The organism is Alteromonas algae (assembly GCF_049117195.1).
In the GTDB taxonomy this organism is placed as follows: Bacteria; Pseudomonadota; Gammaproteobacteria; order Enterobacterales; family Alteromonadaceae; genus Alteromonas.
Window position 1 is genome coordinate 670189 of record NZ_CP185260.1, and the last position, 19455, is coordinate 689643.

The window sequence follows — 19455 nt, forward strand, 5'->3', positions numbered from 1 at the left end:
TTTTTTTGAGCGCGTTTTTGTGTGTGAATTTTTTCAAGGTTTTGATTAATAGAGACTTTGTTTCTTTCGTTACCCTGATGCAATGTGCAGGCGTATGTATTTTCAAACGTAAGTTTGAAAATAGTCTTTTAGTATAATTGTTTATCTTATCAAGTGCCTTAAACTGCACGCCAAATATTACCGCTTTCACACCACTGAAGCGCTTGTACTTTTAATATTTGCAATCTATATACCTGATGAATTGGCAAAATTATTGTTCTTCGCTAATACTTATGTCAGTTGTATTTCTGCTGTGCCGTGAAGGTGCAATGCCGAAGATAAAGCAGTATTAAAATGACAAGAGAGTGATGAAAGCTCCTACTTTAGTAACGTAATACTCTTGAGGACACACAATGAAAATATGGTTACTTGCTGCAACGTTATGCAGCAGCATGGCATTCGCCGATGTCGCAGTAATTGTTCATCCAAGTAATGGTGACGCATTGGACAAAGATTCAATAAGCCGTCTATTTTTGAATAAAGCAAAAGCTTTCCCTGGTGGTACGCAAGCAACGCCTGTTGCGCTTGCTGAAGGTTCACCTGCGACAGATGAGTTTAACGACAAAGTACTTAAAAAGTCGGCGTCTCAACTTACCGCATTTTGGTCTAAGCTAGTATTCACTGGAAAAGGGCAGCCTCCTAAAGCATTAGCTAACGACGCTGCTGTTATTGCTGATGTGGCAGGTAATCCTGGCGCAATTGGTTACGTTGATGCTGGCGCAGTGAACGATACCGTTCGTGTTGTGGCTACATTTTAACTACTAGCTTAGAGAATTTAAGGAATACGTATGAAAACCAAATTAGCACTTTTATCAATTGCCAGTGTAGTGGCTGCGCCGTCTTTTGCAGATGTCCAAATCAATGGATTCGCTAACCTCATCGGTGGTATGACGTTAGATGACAATGAATCTGTATACGATTATGACAGCGACTTTAACTTTGACCCAGCCAGTGTGTTTGGTCTACAAGTTCGTGGCGAAGTAAGCGACAAACTATCTGCGACTGCACAGCTTGTGGGTCGTGGCCGTGATGATTATAGCGCCGACTTCGAGTGGGCATACATGACTTATGCGCTTAGCAATACAACAAGCATCAGTGCAGGTCGTCTTCGTATGCCATTGTTTAAGTATTCAGCGTCACTCGATGTTGGTTACTCTTACCATTGGCTTACACCGCCAGATTCTGTTTATGGCATCGACTTTAATAATATAGACGGTGTGCGCATAGATTACTCAAATTATTCTGGTGATTGGGAATATGGCGCGCAGTTCACAACAGGTCGTGTACAAGCTGATACTACAATCTCTGGAACACCTGCGGCACTAGAGCTTGAAAATGTACTTGCTCTGTCATTTGAAGTAACAAGAGACTGGTTTAGTGCAAGAACACTTGTTGCACGCGGTAAGACAAGCGCAGCAAACGAAGAGTTTGACGCATTTGTAGATGGTGTTGCGGCGTTTGGCGCATTCATTCCATCAGCGAGCACTGCTGCCGCCGGTTTTAGTGTAGATGAAGATACCGGTACGTTCTTTGAAGTTGCCGTAGATATTGATAAATACGACTGGTTCATTGGTGCTGAATATACGCAAACCGAAGTTGATGGCGCTATTATTGCCGACAACAAAGCATGGTATGTAACAGCGGGTATGCGTTTCGGTAAGTTCACACCGCATATTACCTATGAGCGTGAAGAGGGTGATAATGCTGCTCAACTAGGTCTAGTGGCTGCACTACCACCGACAATTGCAACCGGTGATGCAGTAACTGATGCAACATGGGCTGGTGTTTATCAAATTGCTTCAGGTATCGCGGCGCAGCAAGCCCTCGATGTAGATGCGGTAACCGCGGGTCTTCGTTACGACGTAGAACCAGGTTTCGCGCTAAAAGCTGACGTAACGTGGTATGGAGACCAGCTGAATGATGCTAACGACGCTACGTTGCTTCGCGTTGGCTTGAACTACACGTTCTAAGTTACATTTACGTTACCGCTTATTCACGCTTATCGTTTGCGATAAGCGTGAATTTTTTCTAAAGTTTTTCAACATTTAGAAGATATATAATAATAGGGTCGCATTACGGACAGCGTTAGTCCAAGCGCCATTGAAACGACGTAACAGTGAGATTGCAAATGAACTTTTTGAAGAAAATGCCTATAGCGACAAAAATCTTCTTAATACCGGGAATAGCGGCTTTGAGCTTTATTATTTACTTGCTCATCACCATTTACACCGCGTTAAACAATGGCGATATTCTTGAAAAAGTACAAAAAGTGCAGTTTCCTGCTTTGCAACTGTCGGCATCTACATTAGTCGAAATGCAAAAAGTACGCGATACATTAAGTAGCGCGGTAACCACCGGTGACCAAGATACATTGCAAGCTGCGAAAGATTTGGTAACCGAAGCAAAATCGGGGTTAGACCGTATTGCTAATATCAGTCCAGAATTTCGTGGTGATATTTCAAAAATTTCAGACGGTTTTGACACGTACTTTGATACTGCGTTTGATGTGTCGCAATCAATGGTAAATGGTACCGCTGATTTTAGCCGACTCGGGCAGCTTTCATCTGAAATGAACAGTTCTTATGACGCGGTTATTGCGGCAATGACGCGTTTTAGAGATGAGCAACAAGCAGCCTTTGAAAAGTCTTTTGAAAATACTGATTCGGCCAACACGTCGCTTATAAGCACCGGTGTGCTGATGACAATCGTGGTAACGTTACTCTTGTTCGCAACGGCTATTCCTATTGTTAGAGGGATAAAGAAAAGTATCGACGATGTGGTGCGTTCGTTAAAAGACATCGCGCAGGAAAACGGCGACTTAACGGTTCGTATCGCTACTAACAGTGAAGATGAGATTGGTGACCTGGTACACTGGTTCAACCAATTTATGGATAAACTTCAAGGCGTGGTAAAAGACGTAGTAGAAGCAAGCCTGCCTCTTTCAAATCTTGCACAGAACCTTCGCGGTCTTACCGAGGAAACGCAGCGCACGATTGACGTTCAACAGCAGTCTGCGACCAACGCGAAGCGTGCCGTTGATACAATGAGCGGGTCAGTAGACGGTGTAGCGCATAGCGCAGCGCAAGCGGCAGGAGACGCGAACGAAGCGACGAGCGCGGCAAGCGAAGGCCGTCAAATTGTGCAGCAAACGGTGTCGAGTATTCAGCAGCTAGCCGACAACGTGCGTGAAACGGCCGATGTAATCGCGCGTTTAGAGTCTGACTCAAACAAAGTGGGCTCGGTACTAGACGTTATTAAAGGTATTGCTGAACAAACCAACTTACTGGCGCTAAACGCGGCTATCGAGGCGGCGCGTGCTGGTGAGCAAGGTAGAGGGTTTGCAGTGGTTGCTGATGAGGTACGTACGCTTGCCTCTAGAACGCAGCAATCGACAGAAGAAATTCAAAGCACTATAGAGCAACTACAAAATGCAGCACATTCTGCGGTTGAAGTAATGGCGAGAGGGACTGAGCAAGCAGGCAGCAGCGTTGATACGGCTAATAAAGCGGGCGTTAGCTTAGAAACCATTACCAGTACGATTGGACGTATTAACCAAATGAACGAACAGATTGCGCATAACACCGAAGACCAGCGTACGGTAGCGGTAGACATTGTGCGTCACGTTGATGAAATTCATGAGCGTACCGAACAAACCGCGAGTCGCTCTGGCGAACTGGGTACTATGTGTAATGAGTTAGCCGATTTAGCACAACACTTAGAGTCAATTGCTAAGCAGTTTAGAGTGTAACAGACGGCTCATTCAACGTAACAATAGTAAAAAAAAGCGCCCCATTAACTGGGGCGTTTTTGTATCTGCGCCAATGAGGAAATACCACTAGGCCACATTGTCAGAAAAGCTAATGGTGGATTGCCACATAAAAAAATCCCCTGACAAGCAGGGGATTTTGATTATGTTATTGGTATTACCACGTTGTCTTATTCGTCTAAGAAACTGCGTAGTTGCTCAGAGCGGCTAGGATGACGTAGTTTACGTAATGCCTTTGCTTCAATCTGACGAATACGCTCACGCGTAACGTCAAACTGCTTACCTACTTCTTCAAGTGTATGGTCGGTGTTCATATCGATACCGAAACGCATACGAAGTACTTTAGCTTCACGTGCGGTTAACCCAGCAAGAACTTCTTGCGTTGCACCTTTAAGGCTACCGCCAGTCGCTGAATCGAGGGGCTGAATAATCGTGCTGTCCTCGATAAAGTCACCAAGATGTGAATCTTCATCGTCACCGATAGGCGTTTCCATCGAAATAGGCTCTTTTGCAATTTTAAGGACCTTACGGATCTTATCTTCAGGCATTAACATGCGCTCAGACAATTCTTCCGGTGTAGGCTCTCTACCCATTTCTTGAAGCATTTGACGCGAGATACGGTTTAGCTTGTTAATCGTCTCAATCATGTGTACTGGAATACGGATAGTACGAGCCTGGTCGGCGATTGAGCGAGTGATAGCCTGACGAATCCACCATGTAGCATACGTTGAAAACTTATAACCACGACGGTATTCAAACTTATCGACCGCTTTCATCAAACCGATATTACCTTCTTGGATAAGGTCCAAGAATTGTAAACCACGGTTTGTGTACTTCTTAGCGATTGAAATAACAAGACGTAAGTTAGCTTCAACCATCTCTTTCTTCGCGCGGCGTGCTTTCGCTTCGCCAATCGACATACGACGGTTAATATCTTTTATATCAGAAATAACCAACCCGGTTTCTTGTTCAACCTGGTTCATTTTGCTGATACAGCGTTCAATTTCTTCTTGGTTGGTCGCTAAGGCATCAGAGTAAGCCGTTTTGGCTTTAACTGCTTTGTGCAACCATGCGGTAGACGTTTCATTTCCAGCGAATGCCTTGATGAAATCTTTCTTAGGCATTTTGGCGTTAACAACGCAGAACTTCATGACCAAGCGTTCTTGAATTCTTACTTTTTCCATCATCGCACGCATGTTTTTAACCATACGATCGAATTGCTTAGGAACAAGGCGGAATTCTTTAAACACTTCGCTTAATGCGTTTATCTGCTCGCGCGCAGCAGCGTGAGAACGACCTTTCTTCTCAATTACATCGCGTGCTTTAATGTACTGGTCTCGCAACGCACCAAATTTAGCACGAGCAAGCTCAGGATCTACGCCTGTATCTTCTTCTTCATCATCGTCATCGTCGTCATCATCTTCGTCATCGAGTTCTTCTTCCGATAACTCAGAACCGACGTGCGTAGCAGTAGGAGCAAGGTCTTGTTCTTCATTAGGATCGACAAAGCCAGAGATAATATCGCTTATGCGAATTTCTTCTGCTTCATACAAATCCCATTGGTCTAGCAAGTACGTTATCGCTTCAGGATATTCTGCAACTGAGCATTGTACCTGGTTGATCCCGTCTTCAATACGCTTGGCGATTTCAATTTCGCCTTCACGTGTTAATAGTTCAACGGTACCCATCTCACGCATATACATGCGCACAGGGTCGGTAGTACGGCCAATTTCACTTTCAACCGTTGCCAATGCCTGAGCCGCTGCTTCAGCTGCGTCTTCATCAGCTGTTGCTTCTTGCATAAGAAGCTCATCCGAATCAGGTGCTGATTCAGAAACTTGAATTCCCATGTCGTTGATCATGCGGATAATATCTTCGATTTGATCAGAATCGACGATATCTTGCGGCAGGTGGTCGTTAACTTCTGCAAAGGTCAAATACCCTTGCTCTTTACCCTTTGCAATCAGGAGCTTAATCTGAGACTGCTTGCTTTGCGCCATATAACCTACACTTCTCACATTCAATTAGTTTGCAATAGAAAGACAACAATGCACGAAGCATGTTCCCCTCTTCTGTAGTACTGCTGTTGCATCAATGCCGCTTTCGCACGATGCCACGTGACATTTTCACGGTGCACATCTGCTCGGGTTTGGTTTTGCCCGATTTGTTCGGCTATATCTTTGCTACTTGTCTTGCTGCCATTTTGTTCACGTTTAGGTGTTTCTTATTCGTGCAGCGAATACGCCAGTATAGCAGAAGTACCAGTGGTTTTACCAGATTGGTGGCTGATTTTTTAGCCAGCTTTTGTCAAGACAGACCATCGACCTAGTGGTCAACTTTTCTGTCGCTCTTTCATCAACAGGTTCAGTTCTTCCTTTTCCGCTTTGGTAAGCGGTTGAACCCGTGAGCGAGAAATTAATGTTTCAATACGGCTGTCAAAATGCCAATCGAGGAGTCGAGCAAAACTGTCGCTATATACTCGGCTTGCGTCCTCATCATTTACAAGGTGTTCTTGTAACAGTAATTTCGCGATAGTAGTAGAATGGGGATGATTACGGAAGTTTTCAACTAGCTGGGCAGTGGTGGCCGACGGGTAGGCAGCACAATACGCATGAACGTCTTGAAGTAAATCCATGCCTGCAGCATCACTTCCTGCAAAAATACTAGGCTGAACCTCATCACACGCTATCGCTAAAGATGGGTTATCTAGTAGTAAACGAATAAGCATTCTAAGCGGAGAGAGGCGCGCCTTACCCACTTGATGTTTGTTTGCTGAATACCCGGGTTTGCCTGCGCTACCGTTTGCCTTAGAAATGTCTTGTTGAAGTTTAAACCGGTCGAACTCGCCGGTATGCTTGGCTAACTCTTCGAGCAACATCTGCTTTTGGTCTTGACCCAGTGTGCTCTCGATCAACGGCATTGCAGCCTTTTTCAGAGCAATTTTTCCTTCGGCGGTACCAATACTATGGGTTTTCAGTAGGTTCTCAAAAAAGAACCGTGAGAGCGGCATAGCATTATCAAGAAGAGAAAGAAAATCTGCTTTACCGACTTTTCTTACCATGGTGTCGGGGTCTTCACCATCGGGAAGAAACAAAAACGAGAGCCTTACGCCATCTTTTAGCGAGGGAAGTGCGTTTTCTAAAGCTCGCCACGCGGCTTCACGTCCTGCACGGTCGCCGTCATAACAACAGACAATATGTGGGGTAGCGCGCACTAACATCTGAATATGTTCAGGTGTCGTCGCAGTGCCGAGTGCAGCGGTTGCTATGTTAATATCAAACTGGCTGAGTGCGACAACGTCCATGTACCCCTCAACCACCATAATATGGTCAAGCTGCCGGTTTTGCTGACGGGTATGGTAAAATCCAAAGAGCTCATGCCCTTTGTGAAAGATACGGGTTTCAGGAGAGTTGAGATATTTTGGACCACCGTCATCAAGCACACGACCGCCGAATCCAACCACGCGTCCTCGTTTATCACGTATAGGAAACATGATGCGGTCGCGGAAAAAGTCGTAACGACGTCCCTGATCATTTTGGTTAACCAGCTTCAAGTCGATAAGCTGCTTAACGCGCGCGGCGTCTGTGCCAAAGGCCGATAACACTGCGTCCCAGCTGTCGGGCGCATAGCCTATTTCCCACTGCTTAACGATATCGCCGCTAAGCCCTCGCTGTTTTAAATAGTCTATTGCTTTTTTGCTCTTGCTGTTTTGCCGAAGCTGCTGTTGAAAAAAACGGGTAACGTTCTCCATCAGCGTATAGTCATCTTGTTGCTGCTGCTTCTTTTCCTCGCTCATTGCAGGCCGAGCACCTTTCTCTCGCGGTACCTCTAACCCGTGAAAACGCGCAAGCTCTTCAATCGCTTCTACAAACTCTAAGCGATCAAACTCCATCATAAATGAAATGGCGTTGCCATGAGCGCCGCATCCAAAGCAGTGATAAAACTGTTTGTCTTGGCTAACGGTAAAAGAAGGGGACTTTTCGTTGTGAAACGGACAGCAGGCTTGGTAGTTCTTACCTGCTTTTTTGAGTTTTACTCTACTGTCAACAACATCAACAACGTCGGTGCGAGAGAGTAAATCATCAATGAAATCGCGAGGTATCTTTCCGGCCATAAGAAGTTCAAATAAATAAAACGAGCAACACTTTAACAGGGAAGTTAAGAAATGAGAATGGTAGACAACATTTATCGTTGACTACCCTCTTCATCAGGCATGATGGTAAAAAAAGCGCGAGTTAAGCGTTAAGTCGCGCTTTAATTTTTCCGCTCAAGGCGCCCATATCGGTTCTGCCTTGAACCTTCGGTTTCAACACGCCCATTACTTTACCCATATCTTGCATGCCAGACGCGCTCGTGGCGGCCATGGCTTCATTGATAAGCGTAGCAATTTCATCATCGCTTAGCGGTTGTGGAAGAAAGTCTTCTAACACGACAATTTCTTCTCGCTCTTTAGATGACAAGTCTTCGCGGTTAGCGGCATCGAATTGTGATGCGGCATCTTGACGCTGCTTAACCATTTTAATCAATACAGCCAGTATTGCTGTATCGTCTAATGTGATTTGCTCGTCAATTTCTCTTTGCTTGATGGCTGCAAGTGCCATGCGAATGGTACCCAGACGAAGCTTGTCTTTTGCTCGCATTGCATCTTTTTGGGCAGATTTTAAGTCGTCGATTAACGCCATAATACTTTCCTAGATGGTAATGGTTGTAATTTTATAGACCCAGAAACGAAAAAGGTGCTGCAAATGCAACACCTTTCAAACTCGTAGAGTAACCCTGTTTTAGTAGAGTTTTACGCGACGTGCGTTTTCACGAGCTAGCTTCTTCAGATGACGCTTCTTCGCAGCTGCTTTCTTACGCTTGCGTTCCCAAGTAGGCTTTTCGAAGAATTCACGACGACGTACTTCTGAAAGTACACCTGCTTTTTCACAAGAACGCTTAAAACGACGCAGCGCTACATCAAACGGCTCGTTTTCTCTAACTTTAACGATAGGCATTAAACACTCACCTCAAAACTTTTGCTGTGTAATTCCGGGTAAATTGTGCGCTAAAAAAGGCCACCCGGGTTAAAAATGGTGCGAAATTCTAATCATATCTACAGAAAAAGTAAAGGACGAATTGCTAAAAAATAGCCAATATAACCTAATTAACTTAATCAGCATTCCAAGAATAAGGGTTTACAGGTAAACTCTGCGCTCATTAATTGAGACCTAGCCCTGCAAAACAACAACTATTTCTTTGAAAAAAGACATCATGTATTCGCGGCGGCGAGATTTTACCTGCGATCGTCAAGGATCGCCAGTGATTAGTGCAACCAATATCAGAAACTTTGTTGAAAGGCTCTACACCATGCGTATATTAGGAATAGAAACGTCCTGTGATGAAACGGGGATCGCCGTTTACGACGATCACCAAGGATTGCTGTCTCACGAGCTTTATAGCCAGGTTAAATTGCACGCTGATTATGGTGGCGTTGTCCCCGAGCTGGCCTCACGTGATCACGTAAGAAAGATAGTTCCGCTTATCGAAAAAGCCCTTAAAGACGCAAACAGTACACCGTCAGATATCGACGGTATCGCGTTTACGCGAGGGCCCGGACTGGTAGGCGCATTGTTAGTGGGGTCGTCGGTAGGGCGCTCACTAGCCTACGCATGGGGCGTGCCTGCGGTGGGTGTTCATCATATGGAAGGACATTTGCTTGCGCCGATGCTAGAAGACGATGCGCCGGCGTTTCCTTTCATTGCTCTGTTAGTGTCGGGTGGTCATTCCATGCTGGTTAACGTTGAAGGTATTGGCCGGTATGAAGTGCTTGGTGAATCTATTGACGATGCAGCTGGTGAAGCATTTGATAAAACAGCGAAATTATTGGGTCTAGACTACCCAGGCGGTCCTTTGCTAGCCAAATTGGCAGAAAAAGGTGAGCCCGGTCATTATAAGTTTCCAAGGCCAATGACAGACCGTCCAGGCTTAGATTTTAGTTTTAGCGGGTTAAAAACATTTGCTGCCAACACCATCAGAGCGGCTGATGGTAGCGAGCAAACGAAGGCAAATATTGCTTATGCGTTTCAAGAAGCGGTGATTGACACCCTTATTATCAAATGTAAGCGTGCGTTAAAGCAGACCGGAATGAAACGTCTTGTTATCGCTGGCGGCGTAAGTGCAAATACAATGCTTCGTGAAAAAATGAAAACACTGATGGCGTCGATGCAAGGCGAGGTATTTTATCCAAGCTTGGCGTACTGTACGGATAATGGTGCGATGATCGCTTATGCAGGTATGCAGCGATTGAAAGCAGGAGAAACCCTCGCGCTTTCCTCGCAAGCAAAACCTCGTTGGCCGCTTGATTCGTTAAGTGCAATTTAAACGTTTACGACACTATTTTTGACCGGAGCAAGGGTACGTTATGCAGCGTTTATCTTTTTATCTACTGGTGGGGCTTTCTTTTGTTTTGTTTCGCGGCGCACAGGCTGCAAGTGTTGATGGTGATATCGTCAAAAACCAAGAGGCTGTAAAACACGTCGTATTGTTATCTTTAGATGGGTTTCGACACGACTATATCGATTTGCACGATGCAAAAAATATAAAGCGTATAGCAGATGAAGGGGTTCGCGCTACGTCTATGCAGCCGGTATATCCCGCTAACACGTTTCCAAACCACATTTCGATTGTAACCGGCTTACACCCTACCAACCACGGTATCGTAAACAATGCGTTTTATGACAAAGACAGAATAAGAAAAGGCAAGTACAGTCGATATCGTTTAGGGTTAGGCAAAGACGATAGCACTTGGATAAATGCCACGCCACTGTGGAACCTTGTTGAGTTTAACGGGGGTAAGGCAGCGACGTTTTTCTGGCCGGAGTCAGACGCGCGTATTGGTGGTGCAACCCCCACATACCATTATCACTATTCAAAATATGCTGACTACGAACAGCGGGTACAGCAAATGTTAACGTGGCTCTCATTGCCTAAGGTTGCTCGCCCTACATTCATTGCAGGCTATTTTTCGCTCATCGATACGGTAGGGCATGATGAGGGCCCAACGTCGGCTAAAACGCGCGCAGCAGTGCAAAAACTCGATAAGCTTGTCGGTGATTTTTACAACAAATTAAAGGCGCTGCCTATTAATGTCGACCTTATCATTGTCTCAGATCATGGCATGACCCCTGTCGATGACACACAGCAACTTAGTGATACAGAGCTGAACATTCCTGACACCTTTGTCTATGAAAATGAAGGGGCACAAATCAGTATCTATGCTAAGCCCGGCGTTACACATGATGAGGTTGAAGCAGAGAGAAAACGCCTTAGCAACATTGCAAATGGACGCTTTCAAGTATTGAGCGAAGCAGCGCGCGCAATGAGGCACTTTTCTGCGTCGTCAAGAACGGGTGATCTCGTTGTGGAAATTGCGCCGCCAGCGCGATTTGTTTCTGCGCAACCTAGTCATGTCAGCAAGGGAGGGCACGGTTACGTCAACACGCACCCTGATATGGGGGCATTGTTTGTTGCAGCAGGGCCTAGTTTTCATGAGGGGAAAGTCATTGGCGAATTCAGTAATTTAGAAATCTATCCAACAATTGCAGATATTCTTGGGCTAGGCTTGCTAACCCCCGTTGATGCAGAAATCTCGGTGTTGAAACAGGCGTTGACAGAGTAGAACACCTTTCACAAACGAGCGCGATATAGCGCTCGTCACTCTTTGGTGTTGCCTTTATCCCAAATTTTACCTTCAGCGCCCTTTACTAACCGAACGATATTCTCTTTGTGCCTGACAATGATAAGTAAACTCAACATCGCCACGGGTACTGTGTACAGCGGTTTAATTAGCCATGTAAAAAGCGGTGCAAGTGATACGGCAATAAGTGCACCAAGCGATGAGTAGCCCGTTAAAAAAACCACGATAATCCAACTTAAAATCAATAGCCCTGCCAAATCGAGGCCAATGGGGAGCATTGCGCCAAAGGCGGTAGCAACGGCTTTACCGCCTTTAAAACCAAAATATAATGGATAAATATGGCCTAAGCAGGCGGCAATAGCGATAAGACCAAGCCACACAGGCTCTATGTTGAAGAAATAACTCGCGTATACAGGAATGGTTCCTTTAAGAATATCCATTACCAGTACGAGCAATGCCGGAATTCTGCCTCCGAGGCGATATACATTGGTGGCGCCAGGGTTTTTAGAGCCTGCAGTACGAGGGTCGGGAAGGTTAAATGCACGGCTTATCACAACGGCACTTGAGAGCGAGCCAAGTAAATAGGCGACACAGGCCATAAGCAGAATAAGGGAAACCATAAAACTCGTCATCATCACCTTGTTACGTTGGGTGCGTGTTATTTTTTAACCCATTACCAAATAATGTGTTATTGCGTCGGTGTTACACCCTTTACCCACATTATTAACCGAAATGCGTTTGTCAGGTTGCCCACGGTATCCGTAGAGCGGTATAGTTGAACAAATTCGAACGCTACGTTCAGCAATTAGTCGTAAACTACTTCATTCAATAGGGTTATTCCAGCGTTGTAATACCTCGAAGCGAGTTTTGGCGTAGTTGTAAGACCAGTAGTATCAATAATTTGAATAGGTTTATGGGAAAGATATTTATAACAGGGTTAGCCGTAAAAACGCTGATTGGCGTATACGACTGGGAGCGTGAACGACTGACAGAACTATTACTGGACGTTACGCTTGAAGCCGATTTAGAAGCCGCTATGGTGTCTGATAATGTTGCAGATACCATTGATTACGCCAAGGTCGCTGATTGCATTACACAAGTAGGGCAGGACAGTACGTTCGAGCTTCTCGAAGCCTTCGGTAATCGGGTAATGGATGAAGTACTTGCGCAATTTAATGTGATGCATATCACGGTAAAAATCGTTAAGCCTAATATTCTGCCCAATGCTAAAACCGTCGCGGTACAGCTATGTAAAGAGCGTAATTAATGGCATCCCATCATATTTTGATTAGCGTTGGTTCTAATATCGATAGAACGCACTACACCAATCAGGCAATAAAAGCCTTGAAGGCGACCTTTGAAAAGGTGTTGTGTTCGTCGGTGTATGAAAGTGAATCTGTTGGGTTTCAAGGTAGTCCGTTTTATAACTTGGTTGTTAGCGCTCACACACATCTGGCTATCGAAGATGTATGTAAAGCGCTAAAAAATATAGAAAAAGATAACGGAAGAAAGCATGGTGAAAAGAAATTTTGTTCACGCACCCTTGATTTAGACTTGCTCACTTACGATAACGTCGTCACACAATCGCCTGTTATTTTACCTCGCGAAGAAATTACGTATAACGCATTTGTGTTGTGGCCGCTTGCTGAGTTATTGCCTAACGACATTCATCCCGTTACGCAAAAATCATATAGCCAGATGTGGCAAGCATTTGATAAAACCAAGCAGGCATTATGGCCTGTAGAGTTTAACTGGAAGTAGGCTGTGTAATGACACTGTTTGAAATAATTATTTTAGCGATTATACAAGGAATAACCGAATTTCTTCCTATTAGTAGTTCTGGGCATTTGCTACTGCCCGCCGAGTTGCTTGGCTGGGTGAATCAAGGGTTAGCCTTTGATGTGGCGGTACACGTAGGAAGTTTGCTGGCGGTGATGATTTACTTTAGGGCTGACATCGCTAATATGACCGTCGATTGGGTAACGAAAGGGTTTACCCGACACCAAACACAAAACAGTAAATTAGCGTGGTACGTTATTGTAGCCACTATTCCTGCCGTCATTGTTGGCTTTTTACTCAAAGGTTGGATTGAAGAGAACGCCCGAACCGCGCTAGTCATTGCCGCGACAACATTGTTCTTTGGCGCAGTGCTCTGGTATGCAGATGCAACGGCGAAACGTAATAAACCCCTCGAAAAGCTTAATTTGAAGCAAGCGGTAATTATAGGCCTCGCGCAAGTAATGGCACTGATTCCGGGTACGTCCCGTTCGGGCATTACCATGACCGCAGGACTAATGCTTGGACTTACGCGAGAAAGCTGTGCGCGCTTTTCTTTTCTTCTCTCTATTCCCATTATCTTAGGGGCGGGGCTGTTAGCTACCTACGACTTGATTAAAGTGAATGAAGCGGTTGATTGGCGTGCTTTGTTGTATGGTGCAGGGTTCTCATTTGTGAGCGCATACCTTTGTATCTACTTGTTTCTAAGTTGGATTTCTCGTATCGGTATGATGCCCTTTGTGATCTATAGAATGGTGTTAGGCGCGGTGCTGTTATGGTTTGTATTTGCCTAAATGTGGCAGGTAACTGATTTTAAAAATGAGGAACGAAAGCAATGTCAGAAACTATTTTTACAAAGATAATCAATAAAGAGATTCCAGCAGATATTCTTTATGAAGATGAATTGGCGTTAGCGTTTAAAGATATTAACCCTCAGGCGCCCGTTCATTTTTTGGTTATTCCTAAGAAGCCCATTGCGACAATTAACGATATCACCTCGCAAGACAGAGAAATTGTCGGGCATTTATCTTTGGTAGCGGCCAAAATTGCTAACGATTTAGGCGTTGCCGAACAGGGCTTTCGAACCGTGATGAACTGCAACGAATTTGGTGGGCAAACGGTTTATCATATTCACTTGCATGTATTGGCGGGTAAGCCGATGGGCTGGCCTCCTTACACGGAAAACATGAAACAACATGTCGAGTAGCAGTTACCTTTGCAGGCATAAAAAAACAGTCAGCACATGCTGACTGTTTTTATTTTTACTCCGCAATACTCGCGAGTTTTAAAGCGCTCATTCTAAACCAAGCACTGCTTTTCCTTGTTCAAAATGAATATCTACTGGAATATTTGCCTCTTGTAGCTTCGCTAAATCGCTTGCCAATGATGGGGGGATTACGCCCATCGTTGCAACGAGCTCACTAACACTACCGTAGTCACCATCTCCCTGCATCGTCAAAATCAACTCAGATAGTGCCGCTACCGCTGCGCCCATTTTTGTCATATCAACACGATAAAACCCGTCGTTCGTTTTTTCGAAAGCCCCTTGTTGAGCAAAGAAATTAAATCGAATCATATTGGCTTTGCCATGTGCACTAGAAGCGCCAAATCGTACAGAACGAAAAATACCAGCCATAAAGGTAACGTAGTAATCTTCAAGCGTACCTTCTGAGATTTCGCCTTGTTGAAGCAGGCTTTGAATCATGTAGAGGCCGAGAATATCAGCCTTTCCTTCCTCTAACGCCGACGCGTGCTCTTTTAACGCAGCTCTCACGGTGCCTTTACCATCTAGCGTATTCTTAATGCCTAGTCCATGTGCCACTTCATGAAACATGGTATTTGCAAAAAATGCATCGAAGGTAATATGTTTTCTCTGCTCGGGTGCTATTAATGTATCGGCGATAGGAACAAGGATATTATCGAATTTCGCTTGCATGGCATTCTTTAGCTGTAATCTGCGTGTGCCTTTTTCTAATTGAACGCGTTCGTCATTCGGAAGGTTTATCGCAATGGTTTTGCTTCCCGCATTTGAATGTCCTGCGTAGTACACCACATCATATGCATTCAGGTCGGCATCAGAACCTGGCACTTCAGCTTTGTATCCAGATGCTACGGGCAAGCCTTTTTGAAGCTCAGGCAGAAATTTAGCGTATTTTGCTAGGCGTTCGCTCCATGCCAAATCTTTTATTAGAACATATGCTTCAAACGCAGCGCGGTAGCCAAAGAGTTGGTCTTCATAGGTTTCTATTGGACCGATAACAAGCTCAACCGGATTAGTTTTGGTGTCCATCCACGCCATATCAGAGGCCAGATAGTCATCGGTAAGCAACGCCTTTGCACGCAAAGTAAGGTAGTGCTTAAAGCCTGCATCTTCAGCCAATTCACTGGCCTGCATTAATAATTCAGAGGCTTTCATCAAATCGCTTTTAAATGCTTCTGAATACGGTAGCGCATACAGGTTGCCAGCTTCGTTACGCTTAACCATGGTGTAGAGGCTTTGCTTACCGTCAAATGATGCAGTTGCAAATTCGGCTTTTTCCATATCACTAGGATAAAATTCTGCACCGAATGCTTTATCTGCATAGCCACCTAAGAATGGTGTGTCGCCGTTTAGCCTATCCCATGGGCCATAGTTAATGGCAGCAAAATGCCTAATATCGTCATTATCTATGTCATTTAAGAATGCTTCTTTATTTCCGTAAAATGCTTGTTTCCAAAATAAATCGTCCATAATTTTGGCGGCATCAATAAGAAGGCTAACCATGTCTTTTTGGTTAGCACTTAGGTGTGATAAATCGCTTGTTAGGGTAACGGGATGGTAAATGGATAACCGCGAAGCATCAACGAGTAAGGCCGCATCGTTAGTTGATTCACTTGCCGTCGACGCTGTTGCTTGTGGCGCATTATCGCAGCCACTTAGTATTAAGCAGGTTGCAACAGCAATCGGTGATAAAAGATAGCGTAATTTCATAATTAGAGTTCTCGTTATTGTTTTCGTATTGTTCGTTAGAAAGTGGGTCAATGCAGCGTTAATAGCGAAATAAATTGCGCTATATCAACATCGTTTTACAGCGCATCGCTTATACTTCGTGCTAGTAATGTATACATAATGAAGTTCTTGTTTCGCTTAATATTTACTTTCATTTAAGCATAATACTAGCTATACCATAACTAGAATAAAAATTTCCGCTTTGAAACGCTGCGCTTTTGTAAAAGCTAGCGTATAGTGGAAAAAGTAATGATGATTAACTGTTGTTTTTGTTAAGTGAATACTTAAAAGTATCCGACACGGCAGTGAGTCTTAAAACACTATCGCCTTGCCGCGACAAATAGATTATTTAAGAAGGTAGAAATATGTCTACACAGAACGCGCTTTTAACCATCTTAGTTGAGAAGATTAATAACGATACATTGGTATTGCCAACGCTTCCCGCGATTGCTTTGCAAGTAAGAAAAGCGGCGGATGACCCTGATATTAACCTAAGTGATATGGGTGATGTTATTGGTAAAGACCCTTCATTAAGTGCGCGTATGATAAAAATCGCCAATAGCGCTTACATGGGACGGGCCGTTAAAGTCACGTCACTAAACCAAGCGGTAACACGCATTGGCCTTCGCCAGATTAAGAATATTTCTACCGCATTAGCTATGGAACAACTGTTCGTATCTAAAAACGACATGGTTGCACGTCATCTCCAACAGGAGTGGGCGCGTACGATTGATATCGTTGCTAACAGTATGGCGGTGCTTCAACTTTATATTGCGCGTACCAAGAAGCGTGAAATGAGCATGGATACGATGACGCTTGCTGCATTAATGCATAATATTGGCGTACTTCCCATCCTAACAGAAGCCGAGCGCTACCCCGATGTATTTGCTGCGCCCACATTCTTAGACGTTGCTATAGACAAATTGGCAGGCCGTATTGGTGCAAGCATCATGCGTGAATGGGGGTTTGGCGAAGAATTTGTACACGTGGCGAAAAGCTGGAAAGACTTAAGCTACATTCCTGAAAACCTAGGTTACATTGACTTCGTAAGAGTAGGTGCAGCGCTTGCTGGTGTAATGGATAGCCAAAAAGATGCGGTCATTAATCTTGCGGTTCAACGCGGTGTGGTTGCCGATGTGAGCGAACTTCAATCTGAAGAGTTTGCTGAACTTGCAGCAGCAGGAAAGCAAGTTTTTCAATAGAAATACAGTGCTACTCACTGAAAAAAGCTGGCCATATGCCAGCTTTTTTTGTGTCCGTTTCCCTTTATTCACGGGCTAATGAGTACGTTTCACTTTAGTACTATCTAGCCGTTTTTTATGCGCTAATAGTAACAATAACCCCAATGCCAAACCCCACACCGCTGAGGTGATGGAAAACAGTGTGAAGCCGGATGCGCTGCATAAAAACGTAAGCAGCGCTGGCTGTTGATACGTTGGTGTTTCCAGTGCGCGGGCAAGAGCACTTTGTAAGGTAGATACCAAAGCGAGCCCCGCGAGCACGTGAACAATGACAACAGGCATGGATACAAAGAGCGTAACCACCACCGATGCACACAACCCCATCAGTAAATAGCCTATCCCAGCAGCAATAGCGGCTTTATAACGCTGCGCTTTATCGCTATCTACTTGCTCACTCATACAAAGCGCAGCGGTGATGGCTGCCAGGTTGAATGTAAAGCCGCCAAACCCCGCTAAGGCGAATTGAACAACACCAATTCCGGTTAACACGGGTTTATGATCTAAAAAATAGCCGTGAGCGTGGTGAATGGCTATACCCGGTAAATTTTGCGATAACATCGTAATGAGAAACAACGGCACAGCAAGGCCAATGGTGGCGCTTAAGGAAAAATCAGGCGTAACCCAAACCGGTGCAGGCAGCGTAACAGCGGTAATGACAAAATCGTCACTGAGTTGACTTGCAATACATAGCGACAACATCAGCAGGACTAACATCAAGTAGCGCGGAAACCATCTGCTGCCCGCAATGTAGACACTTAAGAACAAGGTAATAATAAAAGGGTAGGTGTCTATTTCACTAAAAATAGACAGGCAAATAGGCAGCAGGATACCGGCTAGTAGCGCAGCGGATATTGCGGGGGGAATGCGTTTTATTAACGAAAGCAGGTGGCGGCTTTGAACCGCGGCAATACCCAGTAACGCGCTAGCAAAAAACGCACCTATTGTTTCTGGCAATGTATATTGCTCTACACTCCCAATAAGAAAGGCTGCACCAGGGGTAGACCATGCGGTCACAACCGGCATTTTTGTTAGCCACGAATAGGCAATACAGGTAATACCCATGCCTATCCCCAAGGCCAAAAGCCAACTGACGACCATTGCATCAGTAGCGCCAGCGCGCTTTGCAACATCGATAACGATCACTACTGCACTGCTATACCCCACTACAACCGCAGTTAACCCCGACGTTACTTGGCTTATGGTCCACGGATTATTCATAGCGTATAAACCCTTTTTTCAGTAAAAATACGTCGCACATTGCCAAAACCTGCTGTATGTTGTGCGTTATAACATACAAAATAGCACTTGTGCGTTATAACGCACAAGTGGTTTGTGCAATTCCTACTACTCTCACGGCTAGACAAGCGGTAACCGCCATGAAACAGACCAATCAGGCAGACATTGCCTTAAGCATTGCAAAGCATCTTAAACATTTACGAAACGAGCGAGGGTTGTCATTAGATAAAGTATCGGCGTTGACCGGAGTGTCTAAAGCCATGCTGGGCCAGATTGAAAGAAAAGAGTCGAGCCCAAGTATTGCTACACTATGGAAAATAGCGACTGGACTAAATACATCTTTCTCATCGTTTATATCATCGACGGCAAATAGCATTTCGCCTGAGTCTGATGGGTTTGACGATGACCCAAACATGCACATCAAAACCTTGTTCCCGTTTCGAGATGACAAGGGCTTCGAAATGTTTGAACTGTGTTTAACCCATTTTCACGAGCAACGTTCAAGTGCACATCAACACGGCGTAACCGAGCATATTCATGTGCTTGAGGGGCGCTTAAGTGTGCATAGTGATGGCGATTGGGTTGCGTTAGAAGCGGGTGAACAATATATATTAAACGCAAGTAGTGAGCATGGTTATCGAGATGATGTGGGAAGAACGCGATTTATTGCAGTCATTCATTATCCGAAAACATAGCAGCGGCGAACGCTACGTTTTGCGTTCGCCAGCCT

18 protein-coding genes are annotated in these 19455 nt (G+C 44.8%); 11 read left to right on the plus strand and 7 right to left on the minus strand.

Going from position 1 to position 19455, the window contains the following annotated elements:
* Positions 1–392: 392 nt before the first annotated feature.
* From ACOJRU_RS03005 to ACOJRU_RS03015, 3 genes are all read left to right on the plus strand, one after another.
* Positions 393–797 carry a phosphate ABC transporter substrate-binding protein gene (locus ACOJRU_RS03005; protein ID WP_421133576.1) on the plus strand — a complete coding sequence of 135 codons (405 nt, stop codon included), beginning with the start codon at positions 393–395 and terminating at the stop codon, positions 795–797.
* A gap of 30 nt (positions 798–827) precedes the next feature.
* Positions 828–2009: a topoisomerase IV gene (locus ACOJRU_RS03010; protein WP_421133577.1), complete on the plus strand. Its 1182-nt coding sequence runs from the start codon at positions 828–830 to the stop codon at positions 2007–2009.
* Positions 2010–2167: 158 nt separating this feature from the next.
* The gene (locus ACOJRU_RS03015) at positions 2168–3787 is read left to right on the plus strand and encodes a methyl-accepting chemotaxis protein (protein ID WP_421133578.1); all 1620 of its coding nucleotides are present in this window, start codon (positions 2168–2170) and stop codon (positions 3785–3787) included.
* Between the two features lie 188 nt (positions 3788–3975).
* On the opposite strand, the gene rpoD is transcribed toward ACOJRU_RS03015, so the two are convergent.
* The 4 genes from rpoD to rpsU all read right to left on the minus strand — a co-directional run bounded on the left by rpoD (position 3976) and on the right by rpsU (position 8802).
* On the minus strand, positions 3976–5805 hold the full coding sequence (rpoD, locus tag ACOJRU_RS03020) for an RNA polymerase sigma factor RpoD (RefSeq protein ID WP_421133579.1): 1830 nt from the start codon (positions 5803–5805) through the stop codon (positions 3976–3978).
* 332 nt (positions 5806–6137) lie between these two features.
* Positions 6138–7919, minus strand: a complete 1782-nt coding sequence (gene dnaG, locus ACOJRU_RS03025) for a DNA primase (protein ID WP_421133580.1) — start codon at positions 7917–7919, stop codon at positions 6138–6140.
* Between the two features lie 121 nt (positions 7920–8040).
* Entirely contained in the window at positions 8041–8487 is a 447-nt protein-coding gene (locus tag ACOJRU_RS03030) for a GatB/YqeY domain-containing protein (protein WP_421133581.1), read from the minus strand.
* Between the two features lie 99 nt (positions 8488–8586).
* Complete coding sequence (rpsU, locus tag ACOJRU_RS03035; RefSeq protein ID WP_012517258.1) at positions 8587–8802, minus strand: 30S ribosomal protein S21; 216 nt, start codon at positions 8800–8802, stop codon at positions 8587–8589.
* 352 nt (positions 8803–9154) lie between these two features.
* Here rpsU and tsaD point away from each other — a divergent pair, with 352 nt between their 5' ends.
* Together tsaD and ACOJRU_RS03045 are read left to right on the plus strand one after the other, a co-directional pair.
* Entirely contained in the window at positions 9155–10168 is a 1014-nt protein-coding gene (gene tsaD, locus ACOJRU_RS03040) for a tRNA (adenosine(37)-N6)-threonylcarbamoyltransferase complex transferase subunit TsaD (protein WP_421134703.1), read from the plus strand.
* A gap of 40 nt (positions 10169–10208) precedes the next feature.
* Positions 10209–11465, plus strand: coding sequence for an ectonucleotide pyrophosphatase/phosphodiesterase (locus tag ACOJRU_RS03045; RefSeq protein ID WP_421133582.1), 1257 nt, complete (start codon positions 10209–10211; stop codon positions 11463–11465).
* Positions 11466–11500: 35 nt separating this feature from the next.
* Here ACOJRU_RS03045 and plsY read toward each other — a convergent pair whose 3' ends face one another.
* Positions 11501–12103: a glycerol-3-phosphate 1-O-acyltransferase PlsY gene (gene plsY, locus ACOJRU_RS03050; protein ID WP_421133583.1), complete on the minus strand. Its 603-nt coding sequence runs from the start codon at positions 12101–12103 to the stop codon at positions 11501–11503.
* A gap of 293 nt (positions 12104–12396) precedes the next feature.
* Between plsY and folB the strand changes: the two genes are divergently transcribed.
* From folB to ACOJRU_RS03070, 4 genes are read left to right on the plus strand one after another with little or no spacing between them, the layout of a single operon-like run.
* Positions 12397–12750: a dihydroneopterin aldolase gene (gene folB, locus ACOJRU_RS03055; protein ID WP_421133584.1), complete on the plus strand. Its 354-nt coding sequence runs from the start codon at positions 12397–12399 to the stop codon at positions 12748–12750.
* Entirely contained in the window at positions 12750–13244 is a 495-nt protein-coding gene (gene folK / locus ACOJRU_RS03060) for a 2-amino-4-hydroxy-6-hydroxymethyldihydropteridine diphosphokinase (RefSeq protein ID WP_421133585.1), read from the plus strand. Before folB ends, folK begins: the two co-directional genes overlap by 1 nt.
* A gap of 8 nt (positions 13245–13252) precedes the next feature.
* Entirely contained in the window at positions 13253–14053 is an 801-nt protein-coding gene (locus ACOJRU_RS03065; protein WP_421133586.1) for an undecaprenyl-diphosphate phosphatase, read from the plus strand.
* 41 nt (positions 14054–14094) lie between these two features.
* A complete protein-coding gene (locus ACOJRU_RS03070; protein ID WP_421133587.1) occupies positions 14095–14466 on the plus strand; it encodes a histidine triad nucleotide-binding protein in 372 nt (123 codons plus the stop codon).
* An 87-nt stretch (positions 14467–14553) separates the two neighbouring features.
* Here ACOJRU_RS03070 and ACOJRU_RS03075 read toward each other — a convergent pair whose 3' ends face one another.
* A complete protein-coding gene (locus tag ACOJRU_RS03075; RefSeq protein ID WP_421133588.1) occupies positions 14554–16230 on the minus strand; it encodes a dipeptidyl-peptidase 3 family protein in 1677 nt (558 codons plus the stop codon).
* Positions 16231–16613: 383 nt separating this feature from the next.
* Between ACOJRU_RS03075 and ACOJRU_RS03080 the strand changes: the two genes are divergently transcribed.
* A complete protein-coding gene (locus tag ACOJRU_RS03080; RefSeq protein WP_421133589.1) occupies positions 16614–17450 on the plus strand; it encodes an HDOD domain-containing protein in 837 nt (278 codons plus the stop codon).
* Positions 17451–17525: 75 nt separating this feature from the next.
* On the opposite strand, the gene ACOJRU_RS03085 is transcribed toward ACOJRU_RS03080, so the two are convergent.
* Positions 17526–18707, minus strand: a complete 1182-nt coding sequence (locus ACOJRU_RS03085; protein WP_421133590.1) for a benzoate/H(+) symporter BenE family transporter — start codon at positions 18705–18707, stop codon at positions 17526–17528.
* 158 nt (positions 18708–18865) lie between these two features.
* On the opposite strand from ACOJRU_RS03085, the gene ACOJRU_RS03090 reads away from it, so the two are divergent.
* Entirely contained in the window at positions 18866–19420 is a 555-nt protein-coding gene (locus tag ACOJRU_RS03090; RefSeq protein WP_421133591.1) for a helix-turn-helix domain-containing protein, read from the plus strand.
* The last annotated feature ends 35 nt before the right edge of the window (positions 19421–19455 follow it).

Excerpts from the sequence above, each read along its gene's own strand:
- ACOJRU_RS03080 (WP_421133589.1), top strand. The coding sequence starts at position 16,614 with ATGTCTACACAGAACGCGCTTTTAACCATCTTAGTTGAGAAGATTAAT.
- ACOJRU_RS03090 (WP_421133591.1), top strand. The coding sequence starts at position 18,866 with ATGAAACAGACCAATCAGGCAGACATTGCCTTAAGCATTGCAAAGCAT.
- ACOJRU_RS03005 (WP_421133576.1), top strand. The coding sequence starts at position 393 with ATGAAAATATGGTTACTTGCTGCAACGTTATGCAGCAGCATGGCATTC.
- tsaD (WP_421134703.1), top strand. The coding sequence starts at position 9,155 with ATGCGTATATTAGGAATAGAAACGTCCTGTGATGAAACGGGGATCGCC.
- folK (WP_421133585.1), top strand. The coding sequence starts at position 12,750 with ATGGCATCCCATCATATTTTGATTAGCGTTGGTTCTAATATCGATAGA.
- dnaG (WP_421133580.1), bottom strand. The coding sequence starts at position 7,919 with ATGGCCGGAAAGATACCTCGCGATTTCATTGATGATTTACTCTCTCGC.
- ACOJRU_RS03015 (WP_421133578.1), top strand. The coding sequence starts at position 2,168 with ATGAACTTTTTGAAGAAAATGCCTATAGCGACAAAAATCTTCTTAATA.
- ACOJRU_RS03075 (WP_421133588.1), bottom strand. The coding sequence starts at position 16,230 with ATGAAATTACGCTATCTTTTATCACCGATTGCTGTTGCAACCTGCTTA.
- ACOJRU_RS03010 (WP_421133577.1), top strand. The coding sequence starts at position 828 with ATGAAAACCAAATTAGCACTTTTATCAATTGCCAGTGTAGTGGCTGCG.
- plsY (WP_421133583.1), bottom strand. The coding sequence starts at position 12,103 with ATGGTTTCCCTTATTCTGCTTATGGCCTGTGTCGCCTATTTACTTGGC.
- ACOJRU_RS03065 (WP_421133586.1), top strand. The coding sequence starts at position 13,253 with ATGACACTGTTTGAAATAATTATTTTAGCGATTATACAAGGAATAACC.
- ACOJRU_RS03045 (WP_421133582.1), top strand. The coding sequence starts at position 10,209 with ATGCAGCGTTTATCTTTTTATCTACTGGTGGGGCTTTCTTTTGTTTTG.
- rpoD (WP_421133579.1), bottom strand. The coding sequence starts at position 5,805 with ATGGCGCAAAGCAAGCAGTCTCAGATTAAGCTCCTGATTGCAAAGGGT.
- rpsU (WP_012517258.1), bottom strand. The coding sequence starts at position 8,802 with ATGCCTATCGTTAAAGTTAGAGAAAACGAGCCGTTTGATGTAGCGCTG.
- ACOJRU_RS03085 (WP_421133590.1), bottom strand. The coding sequence starts at position 18,707 with ATGAATAATCCGTGGACCATAAGCCAAGTAACGTCGGGGTTAACTGCG.
- ACOJRU_RS03070 (WP_421133587.1), top strand. The coding sequence starts at position 14,095 with ATGTCAGAAACTATTTTTACAAAGATAATCAATAAAGAGATTCCAGCA.
- folB (WP_421133584.1), top strand. The coding sequence starts at position 12,397 with ATGGGAAAGATATTTATAACAGGGTTAGCCGTAAAAACGCTGATTGGC.
- ACOJRU_RS03030 (WP_421133581.1), bottom strand. The coding sequence starts at position 8,487 with ATGGCGTTAATCGACGACTTAAAATCTGCCCAAAAAGATGCAATGCGA.